Annotated in this window: 14 protein-coding genes and 1 tRNA gene; 14 read left to right on the forward strand and 1 reads right to left on the reverse strand. The window is 56.7% G+C overall.

Annotation, left to right across the window (positions count from 1 at the left end; translation table 11 throughout):
* The first annotated feature begins 129 nt into the window (after nt 1-129).
* The 9 genes from RO22_RS22265 to RO22_RS22305 all read left to right on the forward strand — a co-directional run bounded on the left by RO22_RS22265 (nt 130) and on the right by RO22_RS22305 (nt 10,728).
* Nucleotides 130-206: transfer RNA gene (locus tag RO22_RS22265), tRNA-Met, on the forward strand.
* 376 nt (nt 207-582) lie between these two features.
* Nucleotides 583-1,044, forward strand: a complete 462-nt coding sequence (gene rimP / locus RO22_RS22270) for a ribosome maturation factor RimP (RefSeq protein WP_022520707.1) — start codon at nt 583-585, stop codon at nt 1,042-1,044.
* Between the two features lie 72 nt (nt 1,045-1,116).
* A complete protein-coding gene (gene nusA / locus RO22_RS22275) occupies nt 1,117-2,631 on the forward strand; it encodes a transcription termination factor NusA (protein WP_009287927.1) in 1,515 nt (504 codons plus the stop codon).
* A 27-nt stretch (nt 2,632-2,658) separates the two neighbouring features.
* Complete coding sequence (infB, locus tag RO22_RS22280) at nt 2,659-5,277, forward strand: translation initiation factor IF-2 (RefSeq protein WP_041159428.1); 2,619 nt, start codon at nt 2,659-2,661, stop codon at nt 5,275-5,277.
* An 18-nt stretch (nt 5,278-5,295) separates the two neighbouring features.
* On the forward strand, nt 5,296-5,727 hold the full coding sequence (rbfA, locus tag RO22_RS22285; protein WP_041159429.1) for a 30S ribosome-binding factor RbfA: 432 nt from the start codon (nt 5,296-5,298) through the stop codon (nt 5,725-5,727).
* Nucleotides 5,727-6,647, forward strand: a complete 921-nt coding sequence (truB, locus tag RO22_RS22290; protein ID WP_041159430.1) for a tRNA pseudouridine(55) synthase TruB — start codon at nt 5,727-5,729, stop codon at nt 6,645-6,647. Before rbfA ends, truB begins: the two co-directional genes overlap by 1 nt.
* Before the next feature lie 150 nt (nt 6,648-6,797).
* Nucleotides 6,798-7,067 carry a 30S ribosomal protein S15 gene (rpsO, locus tag RO22_RS22295; protein WP_007111823.1) on the forward strand — a complete coding sequence of 90 codons (270 nt, stop codon included), beginning with the start codon at nt 6,798-6,800 and terminating at the stop codon, nt 7,065-7,067.
* Nucleotides 7,068-7,231: 164 nt separating this feature from the next.
* On the forward strand, nt 7,232-9,400 hold the full coding sequence (gene pnp, locus RO22_RS22300; protein ID WP_041159431.1) for a polyribonucleotide nucleotidyltransferase: 2,169 nt from the start codon (nt 7,232-7,234) through the stop codon (nt 9,398-9,400).
* Nucleotides 9,401-9,558: 158 nt separating this feature from the next.
* Nucleotides 9,559-10,728 carry an MFS transporter gene (locus tag RO22_RS22305; RefSeq protein ID WP_041159432.1) on the forward strand — a complete coding sequence of 390 codons (1,170 nt, stop codon included), beginning with the start codon at nt 9,559-9,561 and terminating at the stop codon, nt 10,726-10,728.
* 30 nt (nt 10,729-10,758) lie between these two features.
* Here the strand turns inward: RO22_RS22305 and RO22_RS22310 are convergent, their stop codons facing one another.
* Nucleotides 10,759-11,634 carry a LysR substrate-binding domain-containing protein gene (locus tag RO22_RS22310; RefSeq protein WP_084625520.1) on the reverse strand — a complete coding sequence of 292 codons (876 nt, stop codon included), beginning with the start codon at nt 11,632-11,634 and terminating at the stop codon, nt 10,759-10,761.
* Nucleotides 11,635-11,807: 173 nt separating this feature from the next.
* Between RO22_RS22310 and RO22_RS22315 the strand changes: the two genes are divergently transcribed.
* Genes RO22_RS22315 through RO22_RS22335 form a run of 5 tightly spaced genes read left to right on the forward strand, consistent with a single transcriptional unit; the run spans nt 11,808 to nt 16,187 of the window.
* Entirely contained in the window at nt 11,808-12,731 is a 924-nt protein-coding gene (locus RO22_RS22315; protein WP_041159433.1) for an aminotransferase class IV, read from the forward strand.
* Nucleotides 12,724-13,680 carry an alpha/beta fold hydrolase gene (locus RO22_RS22320; RefSeq protein ID WP_041159434.1) on the forward strand — a complete coding sequence of 319 codons (957 nt, stop codon included), beginning with the start codon at nt 12,724-12,726 and terminating at the stop codon, nt 13,678-13,680. Before RO22_RS22315 ends, RO22_RS22320 begins: the two co-directional genes overlap by 8 nt.
* The gene (locus RO22_RS22325) at nt 13,670-14,239 is read left to right on the forward strand and encodes an RBBP9/YdeN family alpha/beta hydrolase (protein WP_027958253.1); all 570 of its coding nucleotides are present in this window, start codon (nt 13,670-13,672) and stop codon (nt 14,237-14,239) included. Before RO22_RS22320 ends, RO22_RS22325 begins: the two co-directional genes overlap by 11 nt.
* A complete protein-coding gene (locus RO22_RS22330) occupies nt 14,236-15,639 on the forward strand; it encodes a CoA transferase (RefSeq protein WP_041159435.1) in 1,404 nt (467 codons plus the stop codon). Before RO22_RS22325 ends, RO22_RS22330 begins: the two co-directional genes overlap by 4 nt.
* On the forward strand, nt 15,636-16,187 hold the full coding sequence (locus RO22_RS22335; RefSeq protein WP_041159436.1) for a 2'-5' RNA ligase family protein: 552 nt from the start codon (nt 15,636-15,638) through the stop codon (nt 16,185-16,187). Before RO22_RS22330 ends, RO22_RS22335 begins: the two co-directional genes overlap by 4 nt.
* Nucleotides 16,188-16,224: the final 37 nt, after the last annotated feature.

The raw sequence follows: 16,224 nt of genomic DNA on the forward strand, positions 1-16,224 counted from the left end.
CGTTTCTTTTGTTACCAGAATGCCCATTGGCACCTGAGGCGAAAAAGACAGCTTTAAGTAAGTGGTTCTTGAAGCAAGTAGTTCTTGACGTAAGTGGCTTTAGTGTCTATTATCGTCGACCTAGATTGATGCGGGGTGGAGCAGTCTGGTAGCTCGTCGGGCTCATAACCCGAAGGTCATCGGTTCAAATCCGGTCCCCGCTACCATTTTCTAGTAGCATGTTCTAGATTGTTATTTTTAAGACGTATTGGAAATAACGGTCATTTCAGGTACAGCCTGTTACATGTTGCTAAGACGGTACTGGAAGTAGTACTTAAGAAATGGTACACAAGGTTTCTTTCAAAAAGCCCCTTCCAGTGAAGGGGCTTTTTGTTAGCAGCTTTTGGCTAGCAAGCGCGCCTGGTCGCTGTTTTATTGGCGCCCCCCGCTTTGTTAGCCAGAATATCGTTAGCACGAATATCTTAATAGCGGATGTCGTCCGGAAAACCGGAGACACATTCCCGAGTAACGCCAATCAGCCACCTAGCTTTTCTAATAACTCCTGGCCAGGTGCCTGATGCAACGGCTATAGGAGCTTTGTCTGTGGCCACTAAACACGCTGCGCTTCACGCGCTGATCGAACCTGTTGTTGCTGCCATGGGCTTTGAGCTATGGGGCATCGACCATCTTTCCCAGGGCAAAAATTCGCGGCTGGTGATCTATATCGAGCGCGAGAGTGGTGTCAGCGTGGAAGACTGCGCAGATATTAGCCGCCAAGTCAGTGCCGTTATGGATGTAGAAGACCCCATTCCCGGTGAGTACCGGTTGGAAGTCTCCTCGCCAGGCATGGCACGTCCCTTGTATTCCCTGGATCAGTTTACCCGCTTTCAAGGTCATCACGTCGCGCTGAAATTGCGCACTGCCTTTGACGGGCGGCGCAAGTATCAAGGGCTTTTGGTCGGTGTTGAGGGGGATGAAGTACTGCTACAACTGGATGGCGAAGAGTACTGCTTTCCAATTGAGAGTATTGATTCTGCTCACATTGTACCGCAGTTCGACGATTGACCGGGTGGCGGCGCTGCCGGCAGGCTGCCGGGGTGATGCACATAAGGATAGGTTTTCTGGCGAGGCATACGCATGAGTAAAGAAATTTTAATGGTCGTTGACGCGATCTCCAATGAGAAGGGCGTCCCACGTGATGTCATCTTCGAGGCGGTAGAAGCCGCTCTTGCGAGTGCGTCACGCAAGCGTTTTGAAAGAGAAGAAGCCAATGTGCGCGTGCATATTGACCGCCGCACTGGTGAATACGAAACCTTCCGCACCTGGACCGTTGTGGAAGATGACGAATTCGAAACGCCAGATTATGAAATTAAAGAGAGCATCGCCGAGCAGCGCGATCCGCCGCTGAAATTAGGCGATGTGGTCGAAAAAAGCATCGAAAATGCGTCGTTTGGCCGTATTGCTGCACAAACCGCCAAACAGGTGATCGTACAGAAAGTACGCGAAGCCGAGCGGGCTGAAGTCGTGCGCCAATATGCCGATCGCGAAGGTGAACTGGTTGCGGGCATCGTTAAAAAGACCACACGTGATGGCCTGATCATTGATTTGGGCGAAAACGCTGAGGCGTTTTTGCCGCGCAATGAAATGATTCACGGCGAGCGTTACCGCATGAACGAGCGGGTGCGCGCCCTGTTGGTCAAAGTGGATCCCGATGCACGCGGTGCCCAGCTTCAGCTATCGCGGACGTGTCCCGAGCTGATCATTGAGCTGTTCAAAATTGAAGTGCCAGAGATCGCAGAGCAGTTGATTGAGATCAAAGGTGCTGCGCGTGACCCCGGTTCACGGGCCAAAATTGCGGTAAAAACCAATGATCGCCGCATCGACCCGGTCGGTGCCTGTGTGGGTATGCGCGGTTCGCGCGTTCAGGCGGTCTCTTCGGAGCTGCAAAACGAACGCGTTGATATCGTGCTGTGGGATGACAATCCCGCCCAATTGGTGATTAACGCCATGGCACCTGCCGATGTTGGGTCTATCCTTGTGGACGAGGACGCCCACGCAATGGACGTGGCCGTGGCGCAGGATAACCTTGCTCAGGCGATTGGCCGGAGCGGTCAGAACGTGCGTTTGGCTTCTGAACTTACCGGCTGGCGCATTAATGTCATGACCGAAGAGGAAGCGGAGTCTAAGCGCGATCAAGAGATTGATAGCCTGGTGGACTCTTTTATCCAGCACCTCGATGTGGATGAAGATGTCGCTCGCCTGTTGGTGGATGAGGGGTTCACTACCCTGGAAGAAGTCGCCTACGTGCCGATGGAAGAGATGCTCGAAATCGAAGAGTTCGATGAAGATTTAGTCGAAGCGCTTCGTGCACGTGCGAAAGACGAGCTGCTGACGATGGCAATTGCCACGGAAGAAGCGCTAGACGGTGCCCAGCCTGCAGCAGATCTGCTGGAGATGGATGGCATGGAGCGCCACCTGGCCTTCATTCTGGCCAGTCGCGGCATCGTTACCATGGAAGATCTCGCCGAGCAGTCTGTCGACGATCTGGTCGATATCGAGGAGTTGGACGAAGCGCGCGCAGCGGCACTGATCATGACTGCCCGTGCGCCCTGGTTTGAAGTCGATGACGCATCGGATTCGAACACACAGTAAACAGGTCACGGGCTGAGGAGGGTCAATATGTCAGATATGACAGTTAAAGATTTCGCAGGAAAGGTGGGCCGTGATGTGCCTCGCCTACTAGAGCAAATGAAAGAAGCGGGTTTAAAGCACGCTTCTGAAAGCGATGCTGTGTCTGAAGAAGACAAGCAGAAGCTACTGAGTTTCTTGAAGAAGAGCCACGGCGGTAGCGACACCCCTGAAGCGGGCAAAAACCGCATCACGCTGACACGCAAAACCCGTAGCCGTATCAATACCGGCGAGCGCGGCAAAACCATTGAAGTGCAGGTACGTAAGAAAAAGACCTACGTCAAAAGCGCTGAAGATGAGAAGCCGAAAGCGCCGGAGCCTAGCTATACCGGCCCGCGCCAGCTAGTGGGCGATATGGCGGAAGCCGAAGCTGAGCGCAAAGTGTCTGATGCGCGTGAAGCCGAAGAAAAAGCCGCTGCTAAGAAAGCCCGCGCTGCACAGGTAGCGGAAGCCACCGCGCGTAGCAATAAAGAAGCTGAAGCGACGGCGCAAAGTAACACGGCGCGTAGCAATAAAGAGTCTGAAGCCAAGCCGAAAGCGCCTGCAGCAGCCAAAGCACCGGCTACGCCAGACATTCCGGTGCCGAATCTTGAAATCGACGATACGCCGTCCGGTGACGATATGCCGCCAGCGCCGCCGAAAGAGGGCCGCACTGACCGTCGTACCGCTCCGCCCAAGAAGACGGCGGCGAAGAACAAAGGTCGCCGTGACGATGAAGATCGTGGTGATCGCGAAGAGCGCAAGCGCGGTGGCGGCGGTAAGAAGGTAAAACGTGCCGAACAGCGTCGTGGTGGTCGCCGTGGTGGCAACCAGACCGGCAATGGCAAGCACGCTTTCCAGAAGCCGACTCAGCCGATCGTGCGTGAAGTATCGATCCCTGAATCGATCAGCGTGGCGGAATTGGCCGACAAGATGTCGATCAAGGCCAATGAAGTGATCAAGGCCATGTTTAACATGGGCGCGGCGGTTACCATCAACCAAACCATCGATCAGGATACGGCTGCGATCGTGGTGGAAGAGATGGGCCATACACCGAAGCTGGTTAAAGATGACGCGCTGGAAACGGAAATGCTAGAAGGCATCTCCTATGAAGGCGAAGAGATCACGCGTTCACCCGTTGTTACGGTGATGGGCCACGTTGACCACGGTAAAACCTCGCTGCTGGACTACATCCGTAAAGCGAAAGTGGCGACCGGTGAAGCCGGTGGTATTACCCAGCATATCGGTGCCTACCACGTGGAAGATAACCACGGTGGCGTGACCTTCCTGGATACCCCAGGCCACGCGGCGTTTACCGCCATGCGTGCCCGTGGTGCCAAGGCGACAGACGTGGTTATTCTGGTTGTGGCTGCCGACGATGGCGTGATGCCTCAGACGATTGAGGCGATTGAACACTCCAAAGCCGCTGAAGTGCCGATGGTGGTAGCGGTCAACAAGATCGATAAAGATGGTATCGATCTTGATCGCATCAAGAATGAGCTTTCGCAGCACGGCGTGATCTCCGAAGAATGGGGCGGTGATACTCAGTTTGTTCACGTTTCCGCCAAGACCGGTGAAGGTATTGAAGAACTGTTGGAAGCAATCCAACTGGTCTCTGAAGTGCTTGAGCTTAAAGCCGTTCCTTCTGCGCCGGGTAAAGGCGTGGTGGTTGAATCGCGCCTTGATAAAGGTCGTGGTCCAGTCGCCACCGTACTGGTTCAGAACGGTACGCTGAAAAAGGGCGATATCGTCCTGGCTGGCCTGCACTACGGTCGTGTGCGTGCGCTGACCAACGAACTTGCCCAGCAAGTCGATGCGGTTGGCCCGGCCATGCCGGTAGAGATTCAGGGCTTGGGCGGTACGCCGGATGCCGGTGATGACTTCATGGTCGTTGCAGACGAGAAGAAAGCCCGCGAAGTGGCTAACTTCCGTCAAGGCAAATACCGCGAAGTGCGCCTGGCGCGTCAGCAGAAGGCCAAGCTGGAGAACATGTTCAGCCAGATGGGCCAAGACGAAGTGGCCAAGGTCAACATCGTCCTCAAAGCCGACGTTCAAGGTTCTCTGGAAGCGATCAAAGGCGCCCTGGAAGAGCTCTCCACCGGTGAAGTTGAAGTCGCCGTGGTCTCTTCGGGCGTCGGTGGTATCACCGGTACCGATGCCAACCTGGCGCTTGCGTCGGAAGCCATCGTCGTCGGCTTTAACGTCCGTGCTGACGCCGCTGCCCGTGAGATCGTTGAGCGCGAAGGTCTGGATCTGCGTTACTACAGCGTTATTTACCAGCTGATCGACGAGGTCAAACAGGCGATGAGCGGTATGCTCGCACCTGAGTGGAAAGAAGAGATCGTCGGTATTGCCGAAGTGCGCGATGTCTTCCGTGCGCCGAAGATTGGTGCCATCGCTGGTTGTATGGTGATTGAGGGCAGCGTACATCGTAATAAGAAGATCCGCGTGTTGCGTGATGACGTGGTGATCTACGAAGGCGAGCTCGAATCGCTGCGCCGCTTCAAAGACGATGTGCAGGAAGTGCGCAACGGCATGGAGTGTGGCATCGGCGTGAAGAACTACAACGATGTCCAAGTCGGCGATAAGATCGAAGTCTTCGACCAAGTGAAGGTCGAGCGTAGCCTGTAAGGCTGCGAGGAGCTAAACATGCGCGAATTTAAGCGTACCGACCGGGTAGCAGACCAGCTCCAAAAGGAGCTGGCGGTGCTGATCCAACGAGAAGTGAAAGACCCGCGTTTGGGCATGGTCACGGTCAGCGGTGTCACCGTTAGCCGTGACCTTGGCTACTCCGACGTCTACGTCACTCTGTTGGGTGAGCAAGAGCCCGAGCGTATTAAAGAGAATCTGCAGGTGCTTAAGCGTGCTGCCGGTTTTCTAAGAAGCCAGATTGCCAAGCGCATCAAGCTACGTCACGTACCGGAGCTGCGTTTTCATTTCGATGAAAGCGTGGTGCGCGGTCAGCAGCTTTCTTCATTGATTGATGAAGCGGTGACGACGGATCGTGCACGCTATCAAGGCGATGATGATCAGGGCAGTGACCAAGATGCCGATGCCCAGGATAGTGAGGAAACTCGCTAGTGGCGCGTCAACGTCGCGGTTTACCGGTTAATGGCGTACTGCTGCTGGATAAGCCCAAGGGCGTTTCCAGCAACCATGCGCTGCAGCGTGTACGTCGGCTGTTCCAGGCTCAAAAAGCCGGGCACACCGGCACGCTAGACCCGATGGCAACCGGCTTATTGCCGATTTGCCTAGGCGAAGCGACCAAGTTTTCATCGCACTTGCTGGAAGCCGACAAGGTGTATCGCACCCGGGTAGAGCTAGGGGTGATCACCGATACCGGCGATGCGGAAGGTACGATTATTGAGCAGCATGAGGTTCCCAGCCTAAGCGTCGATGACGTGGAAGCTGTGCTCACCCGTTTTCGCGGTGAGATTGACCAAGTGCCGCCGATGTATTCGGCTCTCAAGCATCAGGGCAAAAAACTTTACGAGTTGGCCCGTGAAGGCAAGCAGGTAGAGCGTGCAGCCCGGCGCGTAAGCGTGTATGATGCGCGCCTGCTATCGTTTGAAGGCACTGCTTTTGAGCTGGAAGTAAGCTGCAGTAAAGGCACTTACATCCGCACGTTAGCCGAAGATATTGGCCAAGCGCTTGGCTGTGGTGCGCACATCAGTCAACTAAGAAGGCTCAAAACGGGGCCTTTTTTAGCCGACGCGATGTGGACGCTAGAGGCCTTGGAAGCATTGGCCGGCCAAGCGGCACTGGAAGCTGAGCTGATGCCCGTGGATGTGTTGGTGGATCATTTACCGTTACTGACGGTAGACGACACCGCCCATTCTCGTTTGGCCCATGGTCAGCCCGCTGCTCTCGAAACCGGCGCATTAGCCCCGGACGAAGTAGCCCGACTTTATTACGCCGAGACGTTTATCGGCCTTGGCGTAGTGAAAGGTGCTCAGGAAGTGGCACCTAAGCGACTGTTAAGCACTGTCGCTATCTCGTAAACAGCGTTGCAAGGAGGCGACCGTCTACGTGAAAATTGCAAGATCCGACGTGCACGTCGAAACGTGTACGTAGAAAACAGTAGCTTGAGACTGCAAATATGCGTGGTCTCACCCATTCATTTTTAGGCATATTGCTTACTGGAGAGACAGATGGCTTTAACCGCTGAGAAGAAGGCCGAGATCGTCACTGAATACGGCCGCGGCGATAACGATACCGGTTCCCCTGAAGTGCAAGTTGCACTGCTGAGCGCCAACATTAATGGCCTGCAGGATCACTTCAAGACCAACAAACAGGATCACCACTCTCGTCGTGGCCTGATCCGCATGGTTAACCAGCGTCGTAAGCTGCTGGACTACCTAAAGCGTAAAGATTTCGAACGCTATCAGTCCCTGATTCAGCGTCTGGGTCTGCGTCGTTAAGCGTTAACGGCAACGATTAGAAACGGGCAGCTCCTTGTGAGCTGCCCGTTTTTTTATGTTTCGTGTTTACGGCAAGTAGGGAACTGGTAGCCCTATCGCGCTCCAGCGCCTAGAATGGTAACGAGTCAAAACGACCTAAACGAATAGACAAGTAGATATTGATAATGCTGAAGGAAGTCGCTGTGAATCCGGTAAAGAAAACGTTCCAGTACGGTCGTAGCACCGTCACGCTCGAAACCGGGCGTATTGCTCGCCAAGCTACCGGCGCTGTCATGGTTACCATGGATGACACCGTCGTGCTGTGTACCGTTGTCGCTCGTAAAGAGGCAAACCCGAGCCAACCCTTTTTCCCTCTCTCGGTACACTACCAAGAGAAGACCTACGCAGTGGGCAAGATTCCTGGCGGCTTCTTCAAGCGCGAAGGGCGTCCCACTGAAAAAGAGACGCTGACCTCGCGTCTGATTGATCGCCCGATCCGTCCGCTGTTCCCCAAGGGCTTCATGAACGAAGTGCAGGTCGTCTGTACCGTTCTCTCCACCGACCGTAACCACGATCCGGATATCGCCGCACTGCTTGGCACCTCCGCGGCGCTGAGTATCTCTGGCGTGCCGTTTAGTGGCCCGATTGGCGCAGCCCGGGTTGGTTTTAACGAAGAGAAAGGCTACTTCCTCAACCCAACGGTTGAAGAACTGGCCACCTCTGAGCTCGACATGGTCGTCGCCGGTACTGAAAAAGCCGTGCTGATGGTTGAGTCTGAAGCCAAAGAGCTGCTCGAAGACGAAATGCTGGGAGCCGTTCTGTTCGGTCACCAGGAAATGCAGGTCGCGATCAGTGCCATTAACGAACTGGTTGCTGAAGCGGGCAAGCCGCGCTGGGAGTGGCAGGCCGCCGAAGAGAACCAGGCGCTCAAAGCCGCCATGGCCGATGCATTTGAAGCTAAAGTGGGCGATGCTTACCGCATCACCGACAAAATGCAGCGCCAGGATGCACTGGCTGAGTTGAAAGACCAGGCGATTGAACAGCTGGCAGCCGATGAAGGCGAACCGGTTAACGACAAGTTCAGTAAAGATGACGTCAAAGGTGCCTTTGCTAGCCTGGAAAAACGCGTTGTGCGTTCACGGGTGGTAAAAGGCGAGCCGCGTATTGACGGTCGTGACAATCAAACCGTTCGTCCGCTGGCTATCGAAGTCGGTGTGCTGCCGAAGGCTCACGGTTCTGCCATCTTTACGCGTGGTGAGACCCAGGCGATTGCCGTAGCAACACTGGGCACGCTGCGTGATTCACAGCTAATCGAATCACTGGAAGGTGAGCGTAAAGACCGCTTTATGCTGCACTACAACTTCCCTCCCTACTCGGTGGGTGAAGCTGGCTTTATGGGTGGCCCGAAGCGTCGCGAAATCGGCCATGGCCGCTTAGCGCGTCGTGGTGTGCAGGCAATGCTGCCGTCAGAAGACGTCTTCCCCTACACCATTCGTGTGGTGTCTGAAATTACCGAGTCTAACGGTTCCAGCTCCATGGCCTCTGTGTGTGGCTCTTCGCTGGCCCTGATGGACGCAGGCGTGCCGTTGAAAGCACCGGTCGCCGGTATTGCCATGGGCTTGGTAAAAGACCCGGACGGTTTTGCGGTATTGACCGATATTCTGGGTGACGAAGATCACCTTGGCGATATGGACTTTAAAGTTGCCGGTTCCGAAGAGGGCGTCACCGCCCTGCAGATGGACATCAAGATCGAAGGCATCAACGAAGAGATTATGGAGCTCGCGCTGCAGCAAGCACTGACCGCGCGACTGAGTATTCTCGAGCAAATGAATGTCGTGATCAGCCAGAGCCGTAGCGATGTCTCCGACAACGCGCCGTCCATGGCAACGATCAAAATCGATCCGGACAAGATCCGTGACGTTATCGGTAAAGGTGGCGCAACCATTCGCAAAATCTGCGAAGACACCGGCGCCTCTATTGATCTCGACGACGATGGCACCGTGCGTATTTACGCGGAAGATAAAGCCGCCGCCAAGCGCGCCATCGACACCGTACTGGCGATTACCGCTGAAGCGGAAATCGGCAAGCTGTATCACGGCAAGGTCGTGCGTATTGCTGACTTCGGTGCGTTCGTTAACATCATGCCCGGCACCGATGGCCTGGTTCACATCTCGCAAATCGTTGCCGAGCGGGTTAACAACGTGCGCGACTTCTTGAACGAAGGCGATGACGTGGTCGTTAAGGTGCTGGATATCGACAACCGCAACCGCGTGAAGCTGTCGATGAAAGAGATCAGCGACGAAGAGAAAGCCGCTTTTACCGCGGAAGCAGCGGAAACTGAAGCGGCGATTTAAATCGCTCGCTAGGTTTCTGAGACCGCCCTCGTAGCCTCTGGCTGCGGGGGCGTTGTTTTTGCTAGGTACTGTTTTTGCTAAGTACTTTTTGGCTAGATAGGGTTTTGTGGTTAGGTATCGCTTTGTTCGCCGGGATTTAGACAGTCAGGGAGCAGCAGATGGAGCAGCAACAAACGCCGCGCTGGTGGGCGGTGGTGGCCGTGATGATCGGCATTTTTTTACTGGTGACCGCAGAGCAGCTGCCGATTGGGTTGCTTTCCCAGGTGGCATCTAGCATGGGCGTTACCCCCGGCATGGCGGGCTTAATGGTCACCGTGCCCGGCGTGGTCGCTGCCTTTTCAGCCCCGCTGCTGCCGGTAGCGGTGGGGCGCTTGGACAGGCGCATTATGCTCACGGCATTGATGGCCGTAATGGTGGCCGGGAGTGTGCTATCGGCATTGGCCAGCAGCTTTATCCTGTTGCTTGCCGCCCGCGTGCTTGTGGGGCTTAGTATTGGTGGCTTTTGGGCGGTGGCGGGCAGCATTGCCCCACGCCTAGTGCCAGAGGCTCAGGTGCCAAAAGCGATGACGATGATTTTTGGTGGTGTCGCGGCGGCCTCGGTGCTGGGTGTGCCACTGGGAACGCTGCTGGGGGATCTAAGCAACTGGCGGGTCGCCTTTGGGACGCTGGGAGGGCTAAGCCTGTTAACGGCAGCTGCGCTGTGGTTTTGGCTACCGCCGCTACCACCGCGAGAACCTGTGCGTTTGCGGGTATTGGCGCAGCAGTTTAGCAATCGCGGTGTGCGAGTCGCGGTGTTAACCACCGCCTTTGTAGTGGTTGGCCACTTTGCCGCCTACACCTTTATTAGCCCCATCCTGCAAGAGATCAGCGGTATTTCCCAGCGCCATGTGAGCAGTCTGCTGCTGCTTTACGGGGCGGCAGGCATTGTGGGCAATATTGCGGCAGGCATGTTTGCCGGGCGCCACCCTTACCGCGCGGTGCTGGCGATTCCCAGCCTGCTGCTCATTGTGGTGGCTGTTTTCCCTCTTCTGGGTGTTCAGCCGAGCAGCGGTGTCATGTTGCTCATGATGTGGGGCGCGGTGTTTGGCAGCGTATCAGTCAGCATTCAAACCTGGATTATACGCACTGCACCCAATACCGAAGCCGCCACGGCGTTGATGGCGTTTACCTTCAATATGTCCATTGGCCTGGGCGCCATGCTAGGCGGGCGTATCGTCGATGGCACTAGCCTGCCCATTGCCATGTGGGCCGCATCGGGGTTATTTCTGTTGGGGGCGCTGTTGGTCTGGCGAACACCGTCACGCATTGTGGGGGAGAAGCGTCGTTAAGTAAGCGATAAATAATGCGCAAGTATCTGGCTATGTTGGCTGTTCGCGCAGCCAACTACGCAAATTATCCAAACGGCGATCCTCGCGCAGTGCATCTGGGTAGACTAACCAGAAACCAACGTCTGCGTTGACTGGATGTTCGAATACCGACGTTAGCCGCCCCAATCGCACGGCGCTATCGGCCAGCTCGCAGACCACTATCGATACACCCACCCCATCGGCGGCGGCCTGCAGGGTTAATCCGCCGGAATCCACCTGCGTGACCACGGCGGGTTTGAAGGGGCCGCCGGGAAGGCTCTCCATCCAGCGTTGCCATGTCAGGCAGTGGCGGGAGACAAACAGATTGGCCTGGCTGACACGGTCAAGGCGATCGCAATGGGAGCCGGTAGCAAAGCCTGGACGGGCATAAAGGTCGATGGTTGCTTCAAAGAGGAGATCGGCCTGTAATTCCGGCCAATGCCCGTTGCCGTACCAGATGCCCACATCGGCCACCCCCGCGGCAAGGTCTACCTCATCCTGCGTAGTGGATATCTCAAGCGAGAATCCACGCCGCTCGAAGGGATACAGGCTTAACCGTGGCGACAGCCAGTTGGTTGCAAAAGTAGGCAACATGTTGAGACGTAGCGGCCCGTCACGGCGTTTTTGGCGAAGTGAGTCAACCCCCTTGGCAATCTGCGTAAAGCCTTGTTGCAGGTAAGGTGTTAGCTTGTGTCCCGCGTCGGTAAGCTCAAGACGCGTTCCTGCTCGGCGCAGAAGCACGACGCCAAACAACTCCTCCAGTATGCGCAGTTGGTGACTGACGGCCGAAGGAGTGACCGAAAGCTCCATGGCCGCTTCCTTGATTGAAAGATGCCGCGCCGTCGCCTCAAAAGCGCGTAGAGCATTTAATGGCACAGGAATCCGCATAATCGCTACCCCCACCCTCGAAGGTTGATAAACAGATCATACAAGAAGCCGCGCTGACCACGCTGTAAAAATCGCTGAGCAAAACTCAGCCCAGTTTGAGGTTTACTCACTCGTTTTTAAAACATATAGAGGACAGACTGACGATATCGATAATCTGCTACTGGGTGGGTGCCATGCTAAACGCTCTTGATGACCGAGATGGGTTGATCTGGCTCGATGGTGAGCTGCTTCCTTGGCGTGAGGCGCGCCTGCACGTGCTTAGCCATGCGTTACACATGGGGGGAGCGGTATTCGAAGGCATGCGTGCCTACGGGCGGCGTGTTTTTCTGGGTGACGCGCATTTGGAGCGTTTAGAGCGTTCCGCCGCACTACTGGACTATCGGCTGCCCTGGTCGCACCGCGAGCTCAGCCAAGCGATTGACGCGGTGCTATGGGCCAATCAGCTAACCGATGCGTATATCCGCCCTATCGCCTGGCGTGGCGCGGATAGTGTGTCTATCGCGGCGCCTCAAGCACGTGTCCATGTGGCGATTGCCGCTTGGGATTGGCCTACGGCGGCGTCCCAGGGGCGGGCAGAGGTAGGTATTCGGCTGCAGTTGGCCAACTGGCGACGCCCGCTCCCTAATACGGCGCCTACTGCCTCTAAGTGTTCTGGACTGTATATGATCGGCACGCTAGCCCGCCATGCGGCCTTGGCAGTAGGCTGTGATGATGCGTTACTGCTCGATAGCGACGGCTTAGTCGCTGAAACGACGGCCACTAATCTGCTTTTGGTCAGTGATGGCGTACTGGTAACCCCACTGCCGACCTGTTTTCTTGATGGCATCACCAAGCGCCATGTGTTGGGTTTGGCACGTCAGAGAGGCCTGTCGGTAGAGGAGCGAGCGGTTACACTCGAGGAGCTGCGTGCTGCAACCGAAGTGTTGACTGCCGGCACCTCGGTCGAGCTTCAGCCGGTGGTGGCATTGGTGGAAGATAAGGCGAAGACCGAATGGCCCGTGGGCCCTGTCACCCAGCAACTGATTGCGGACTTTCATGCTACGGTCACTGGGGCTAAGAACGGTATAGCTGCAAGGCGACAGAACATTGATGCCTGAGCCCATCTATATCAGCGCGGCGGATAGTTATGCGCTGCGCGGGTGGGTATGGCGCCGACCTTGTGTTTCGTCGTCTCACCCTGGCCCCGTGGTGATCATTAACACCGCCACCTCGGTGCGCTGCCGCTATTACATGCCCTTTGCTGATTATTTGTATCAGCAAGGGTGGGACGTAGTGACCTACGACTACCGGGGAATCGGCGATTCGCGCCACCATTCGCTGCGCAAACTCAAGGCCGACTGGATCGACTGGGGGCAGCATGATTTTGAAGGCGTTCTACGCTACGTCGCCAGACGTTTTCCTGGTCAGCCTGTCGATGTGGTGGGTCACTCTGCGGGCGGTTTCGTGATTGGCTTTGCCCAGTCCGCCCATCGCGTGCGTCGCATCTTCACCATGGGTGCACAGTATGCCTACTGGCGGGACTACGCACCCGAGGCTCGGCGATCTATGTTCTTGCGTTGGCATCTAGCGATGCCACTGTTGGCACTTTTGGTCGGCTACGTACCCGCCAAGCGTCTGGGGTGGATGGAAGATACACCCAAAGGCGTAGCACTGGATTGGGCGCGAATGGGGCCGCGCTTTGAGCACAACGTGCGGCGTAAACGTGAAACACCTGAGGGTGAGCCCGAAGCTGAGATGCTGGTGCGGGGCTTCACGCGTGTGCAGGCACCGATTTTGGCGCTGGGCATCGATGATGACCCTTTCGGCACTCGTCCCGCGCTTGATCGCCTTCTAGAGTATTACAGTAGTAGCGAACGCTATCACCTGCGGCTAGCGCCAACTGCGGTGGGCCAGCCAAGCATCGGTCATTTCGCTTTTTTCCATAAGCGCTTTCGCGACGTGCTCTGGCCACTTGCCATGGAGTGGCTGCGCACCGGTAATCCGCCCACGACTTTTCCTGGCGAGCTGCGCTATCGGCCGCGTAAGGAGACCTGCAATGACAACTAACAAGCCAGCGACCCAGCTGCTATTTCTGCCCGGTCTCGGCAATTCTGATGCCGACCACTGGCAGTCACTATGGGGGCTAAAGCGGCCTAATAGCCTCCGTTTTCAGCCTGGCTCCTGGGATGAGCCGAATCTCAACGATTGGCTGCAGGCATTGGATACCGCCATTGATGAAGCTGAGGCACCGGTGTTGCTCGTTGCTCACAGTCTTGCGTGCCTGCTGGTGGCGCACTGGGTACAGGAGGCCAATAGCAGCGATGAAAGAGCTCATCGATTGGCGCAGGTAAGCGGCGCGTTGCTGGTGGCAGTACCTGACCCTGGCGCAAAGGCTTTCCCACCCGAAGCGAGCGATTTCCGCAACGCTCCTGCTCGGCCTCTGCCATTTCCAGCGCTGGTTGTAGCCAGCAGTGACGACCCCTATGCGACGACGGACTATGCCCGGCAGCAGGCTGCGACATGGCAAGCCGACTTTGTTGACGTGGGCGCCTGCGGGCATATCAACGCCGCAAGTCAGTTGGGGGAGTGGCCTCAGGGGTGGGCGTTGTTGGAGGCATTAGCATGAGTTTTCATACGATGACAGCACGCGATGCACTGACTGCGCTCTGGTCACTGGGTGGTTTGCCGGCGGAGGCTTTGGACAAGATCACGTTGACCGGCCATGATCCCGTTTTCCCATCGTCGTTTGCCGTTGGCGCCGCCGCGCAAACGACGATCGCTGCCGCGGCGCTTGCCGCCTGCGAGCTGGGGCATTCACGCGGGGCTTCCCGCCAGCCAGTCGCGGTGGAGATGGCGCACGCTGCCGCTGAGTGCTTGGGGTGGTTCAGCCTGGATGGCCAGGAACCCAACCTCTGGGATCCGTTCTCCGGCTTATATCGCTGCGCCGACGGGCACGTTCGTGTACACACCAACTTTCGTCACCATCGCGATGGCGCGCTCCGATTACTGGGCTTGGATAAGAGATCAGCGACACGCGAAGATGCCGCGCAAGCACTGTTGCGCTGGCAGGCGCTGGCGTTCGAGCAGGCGAGCGCTGAGCGTGGCCTAGTGGCCACGGCGCTGCGTCGCTTCGATGAGTGGGATGTAACGCCCCAGGGCCAGGCCATCGCATCGCAGCCCCTGATGACGATCACCCGCATCGGCGATGCGCCGCCTCGCGCGCTGCCAACTCTGGCAAATAACGCCCGTCCGCTCACAGGAGTGCGGGTGCTCGACCTCACTCGCATCCTGGCTGGGCCGGTGGGAGGGCGGGCGTTAGCTTCATTGGGTGCGGATGTGATGCTGGTGAACTCACCTAACCTTCCCAATATCGCTGCCATCGCCGAGACCAGCCGGGGCAAACGCTCGGCGCATATCGATTTACGCACCGCTGCCGGGCGAAAGTTACTATGGCGGCTCATTGAGGATGCCCAGGTATTCTCTCAGGGCTATCGCCCTGGCGGGCTGGCCGCACTCGGTTTTTCTCCTGAGGCCCTGGCTGCTCGTAGGCCCGGCATTGTCAGCGTGTCGCTCACCGCCTACGGTACTCAGGGCCCCTGGGCCAATCGCCGCGGTTTTGACTCGCTGGTGCAGACGGCGATGGGATTCAATCATGCTGAGGGTGAAGCGGCCGATGACGGCAAGCCACGCGCGTTGCCGATGCAGATTCTCGACCAGGCCAGTGGCTTCCTGATGGCCTTCGGGGTAGCTGCCGCCCTGTGGCATCAGCAGCACGAAGGGGGGAGCTGGCATGTGCAGGTTTCGTTGGCGCAGACTGGTCACTGGCTGCGCGGGTTGGGGCGCGTCGAGGGAGGTCTTGACTCTGCTAGGCCCGACTTTGCGCCCTGGCTGACAAGTGATATTTCTGGCTTCGGCCTGTTACGCGCGGTGCGTCCCAGCGCGCAACTGCTGCGCACGCCAGCAGGCTACGCACGGCCCTCGATGCCACCTGGCACGGATGCGCCGAACTGGACGATGCCGTCATGACCCGAGTGGCACCGCAAGCGGCCTTGATCGTTCCTGTTCGCGAAGCCGAACCCGTGGTTGACGAGCTTCGTCAGCGCTATGACGCCACAGCGGCTATAGGCGTGCCCGCGCACATAACACTACTTTATCCCTTTGTATCACCTAACGAGATTGTCGAGAAAGATCTTCGCAAGCTTAAAGCGATTGCTAAACAAGCCACTGCTTTTGAGTTTTGGCTATCGGGTGTGGGCCGATTCACGGACACGGTGTATCTTCAGCCAAGCCCTAGCGCTCCTTTTATCTCGCTGATTAAAGCATTCGTCGATGCCTTCCCAGACTACCCACCCTACGGTGGTCTCCATACGGGCAGCATACCTCACCTCACCGTCGCCAGAGAGAGTGAGCCAGAGGCACTCGAACGAATAGAAGATGAGGTGCGTTTGTTGATGGCGAAACAGAGGGCGATTCAGTGTTACTGCAAAAATTTTGCGTTGATCGTGAATACTGAGGGGAGATGGGTGACTCAACAACGATTTTCTCTTGTCGCGTCAGAGGCCAATGGCGACTAGTGCCATTTAGCTCGGTAATGATGATGTTAGTAGAACA

The sequence above is a fragment of the Halomonas sp. KHS3 genome (assembly GCF_000830495.1).
Lineage (GTDB): Bacteria > Pseudomonadota > Gammaproteobacteria > Pseudomonadales > Halomonadaceae > Vreelandella > Vreelandella titanicae.

Bases quoted from the DNA above. Each gene is read 5' to 3' on its own strand.
- rbfA (WP_041159429.1), top strand. From the start codon at position 5,296: ATGCGCGAATTTAAGCGTACCGACCGGGTAGCAGACCAGCTCCAAAAG.
- infB (WP_041159428.1), top strand. From the start codon at position 2,659: ATGTCAGATATGACAGTTAAAGATTTCGCAGGAAAGGTGGGCCGTGAT.
- RO22_RS22320 (WP_041159434.1), top strand. From the start codon at position 12,724: ATGCCTGAGCCCATCTATATCAGCGCGGCGGATAGTTATGCGCTGCGC.
- nusA (WP_009287927.1), top strand. From the start codon at position 1,117: ATGAGTAAAGAAATTTTAATGGTCGTTGACGCGATCTCCAATGAGAAG.
- RO22_RS22305 (WP_041159432.1), top strand. From the start codon at position 9,559: ATGGAGCAGCAACAAACGCCGCGCTGGTGGGCGGTGGTGGCCGTGATG.
- RO22_RS22325 (WP_027958253.1), top strand. From the start codon at position 13,670: ATGACAACTAACAAGCCAGCGACCCAGCTGCTATTTCTGCCCGGTCTC.
- RO22_RS22335 (WP_041159436.1), top strand. From the start codon at position 15,636: ATGACCCGAGTGGCACCGCAAGCGGCCTTGATCGTTCCTGTTCGCGAA.
- RO22_RS22330 (WP_041159435.1), top strand. From the start codon at position 14,236: ATGAGTTTTCATACGATGACAGCACGCGATGCACTGACTGCGCTCTGG.
- RO22_RS22315 (WP_041159433.1), top strand. From the start codon at position 11,808: ATGCTAAACGCTCTTGATGACCGAGATGGGTTGATCTGGCTCGATGGT.
- rpsO (WP_007111823.1), top strand. From the start codon at position 6,798: ATGGCTTTAACCGCTGAGAAGAAGGCCGAGATCGTCACTGAATACGGC.
- pnp (WP_041159431.1), top strand. From the start codon at position 7,232: ATGCTGAAGGAAGTCGCTGTGAATCCGGTAAAGAAAACGTTCCAGTAC.
- RO22_RS22310 (WP_084625520.1), bottom strand. From the start codon at position 11,634: ATGCGGATTCCTGTGCCATTAAATGCTCTACGCGCTTTTGAGGCGACG.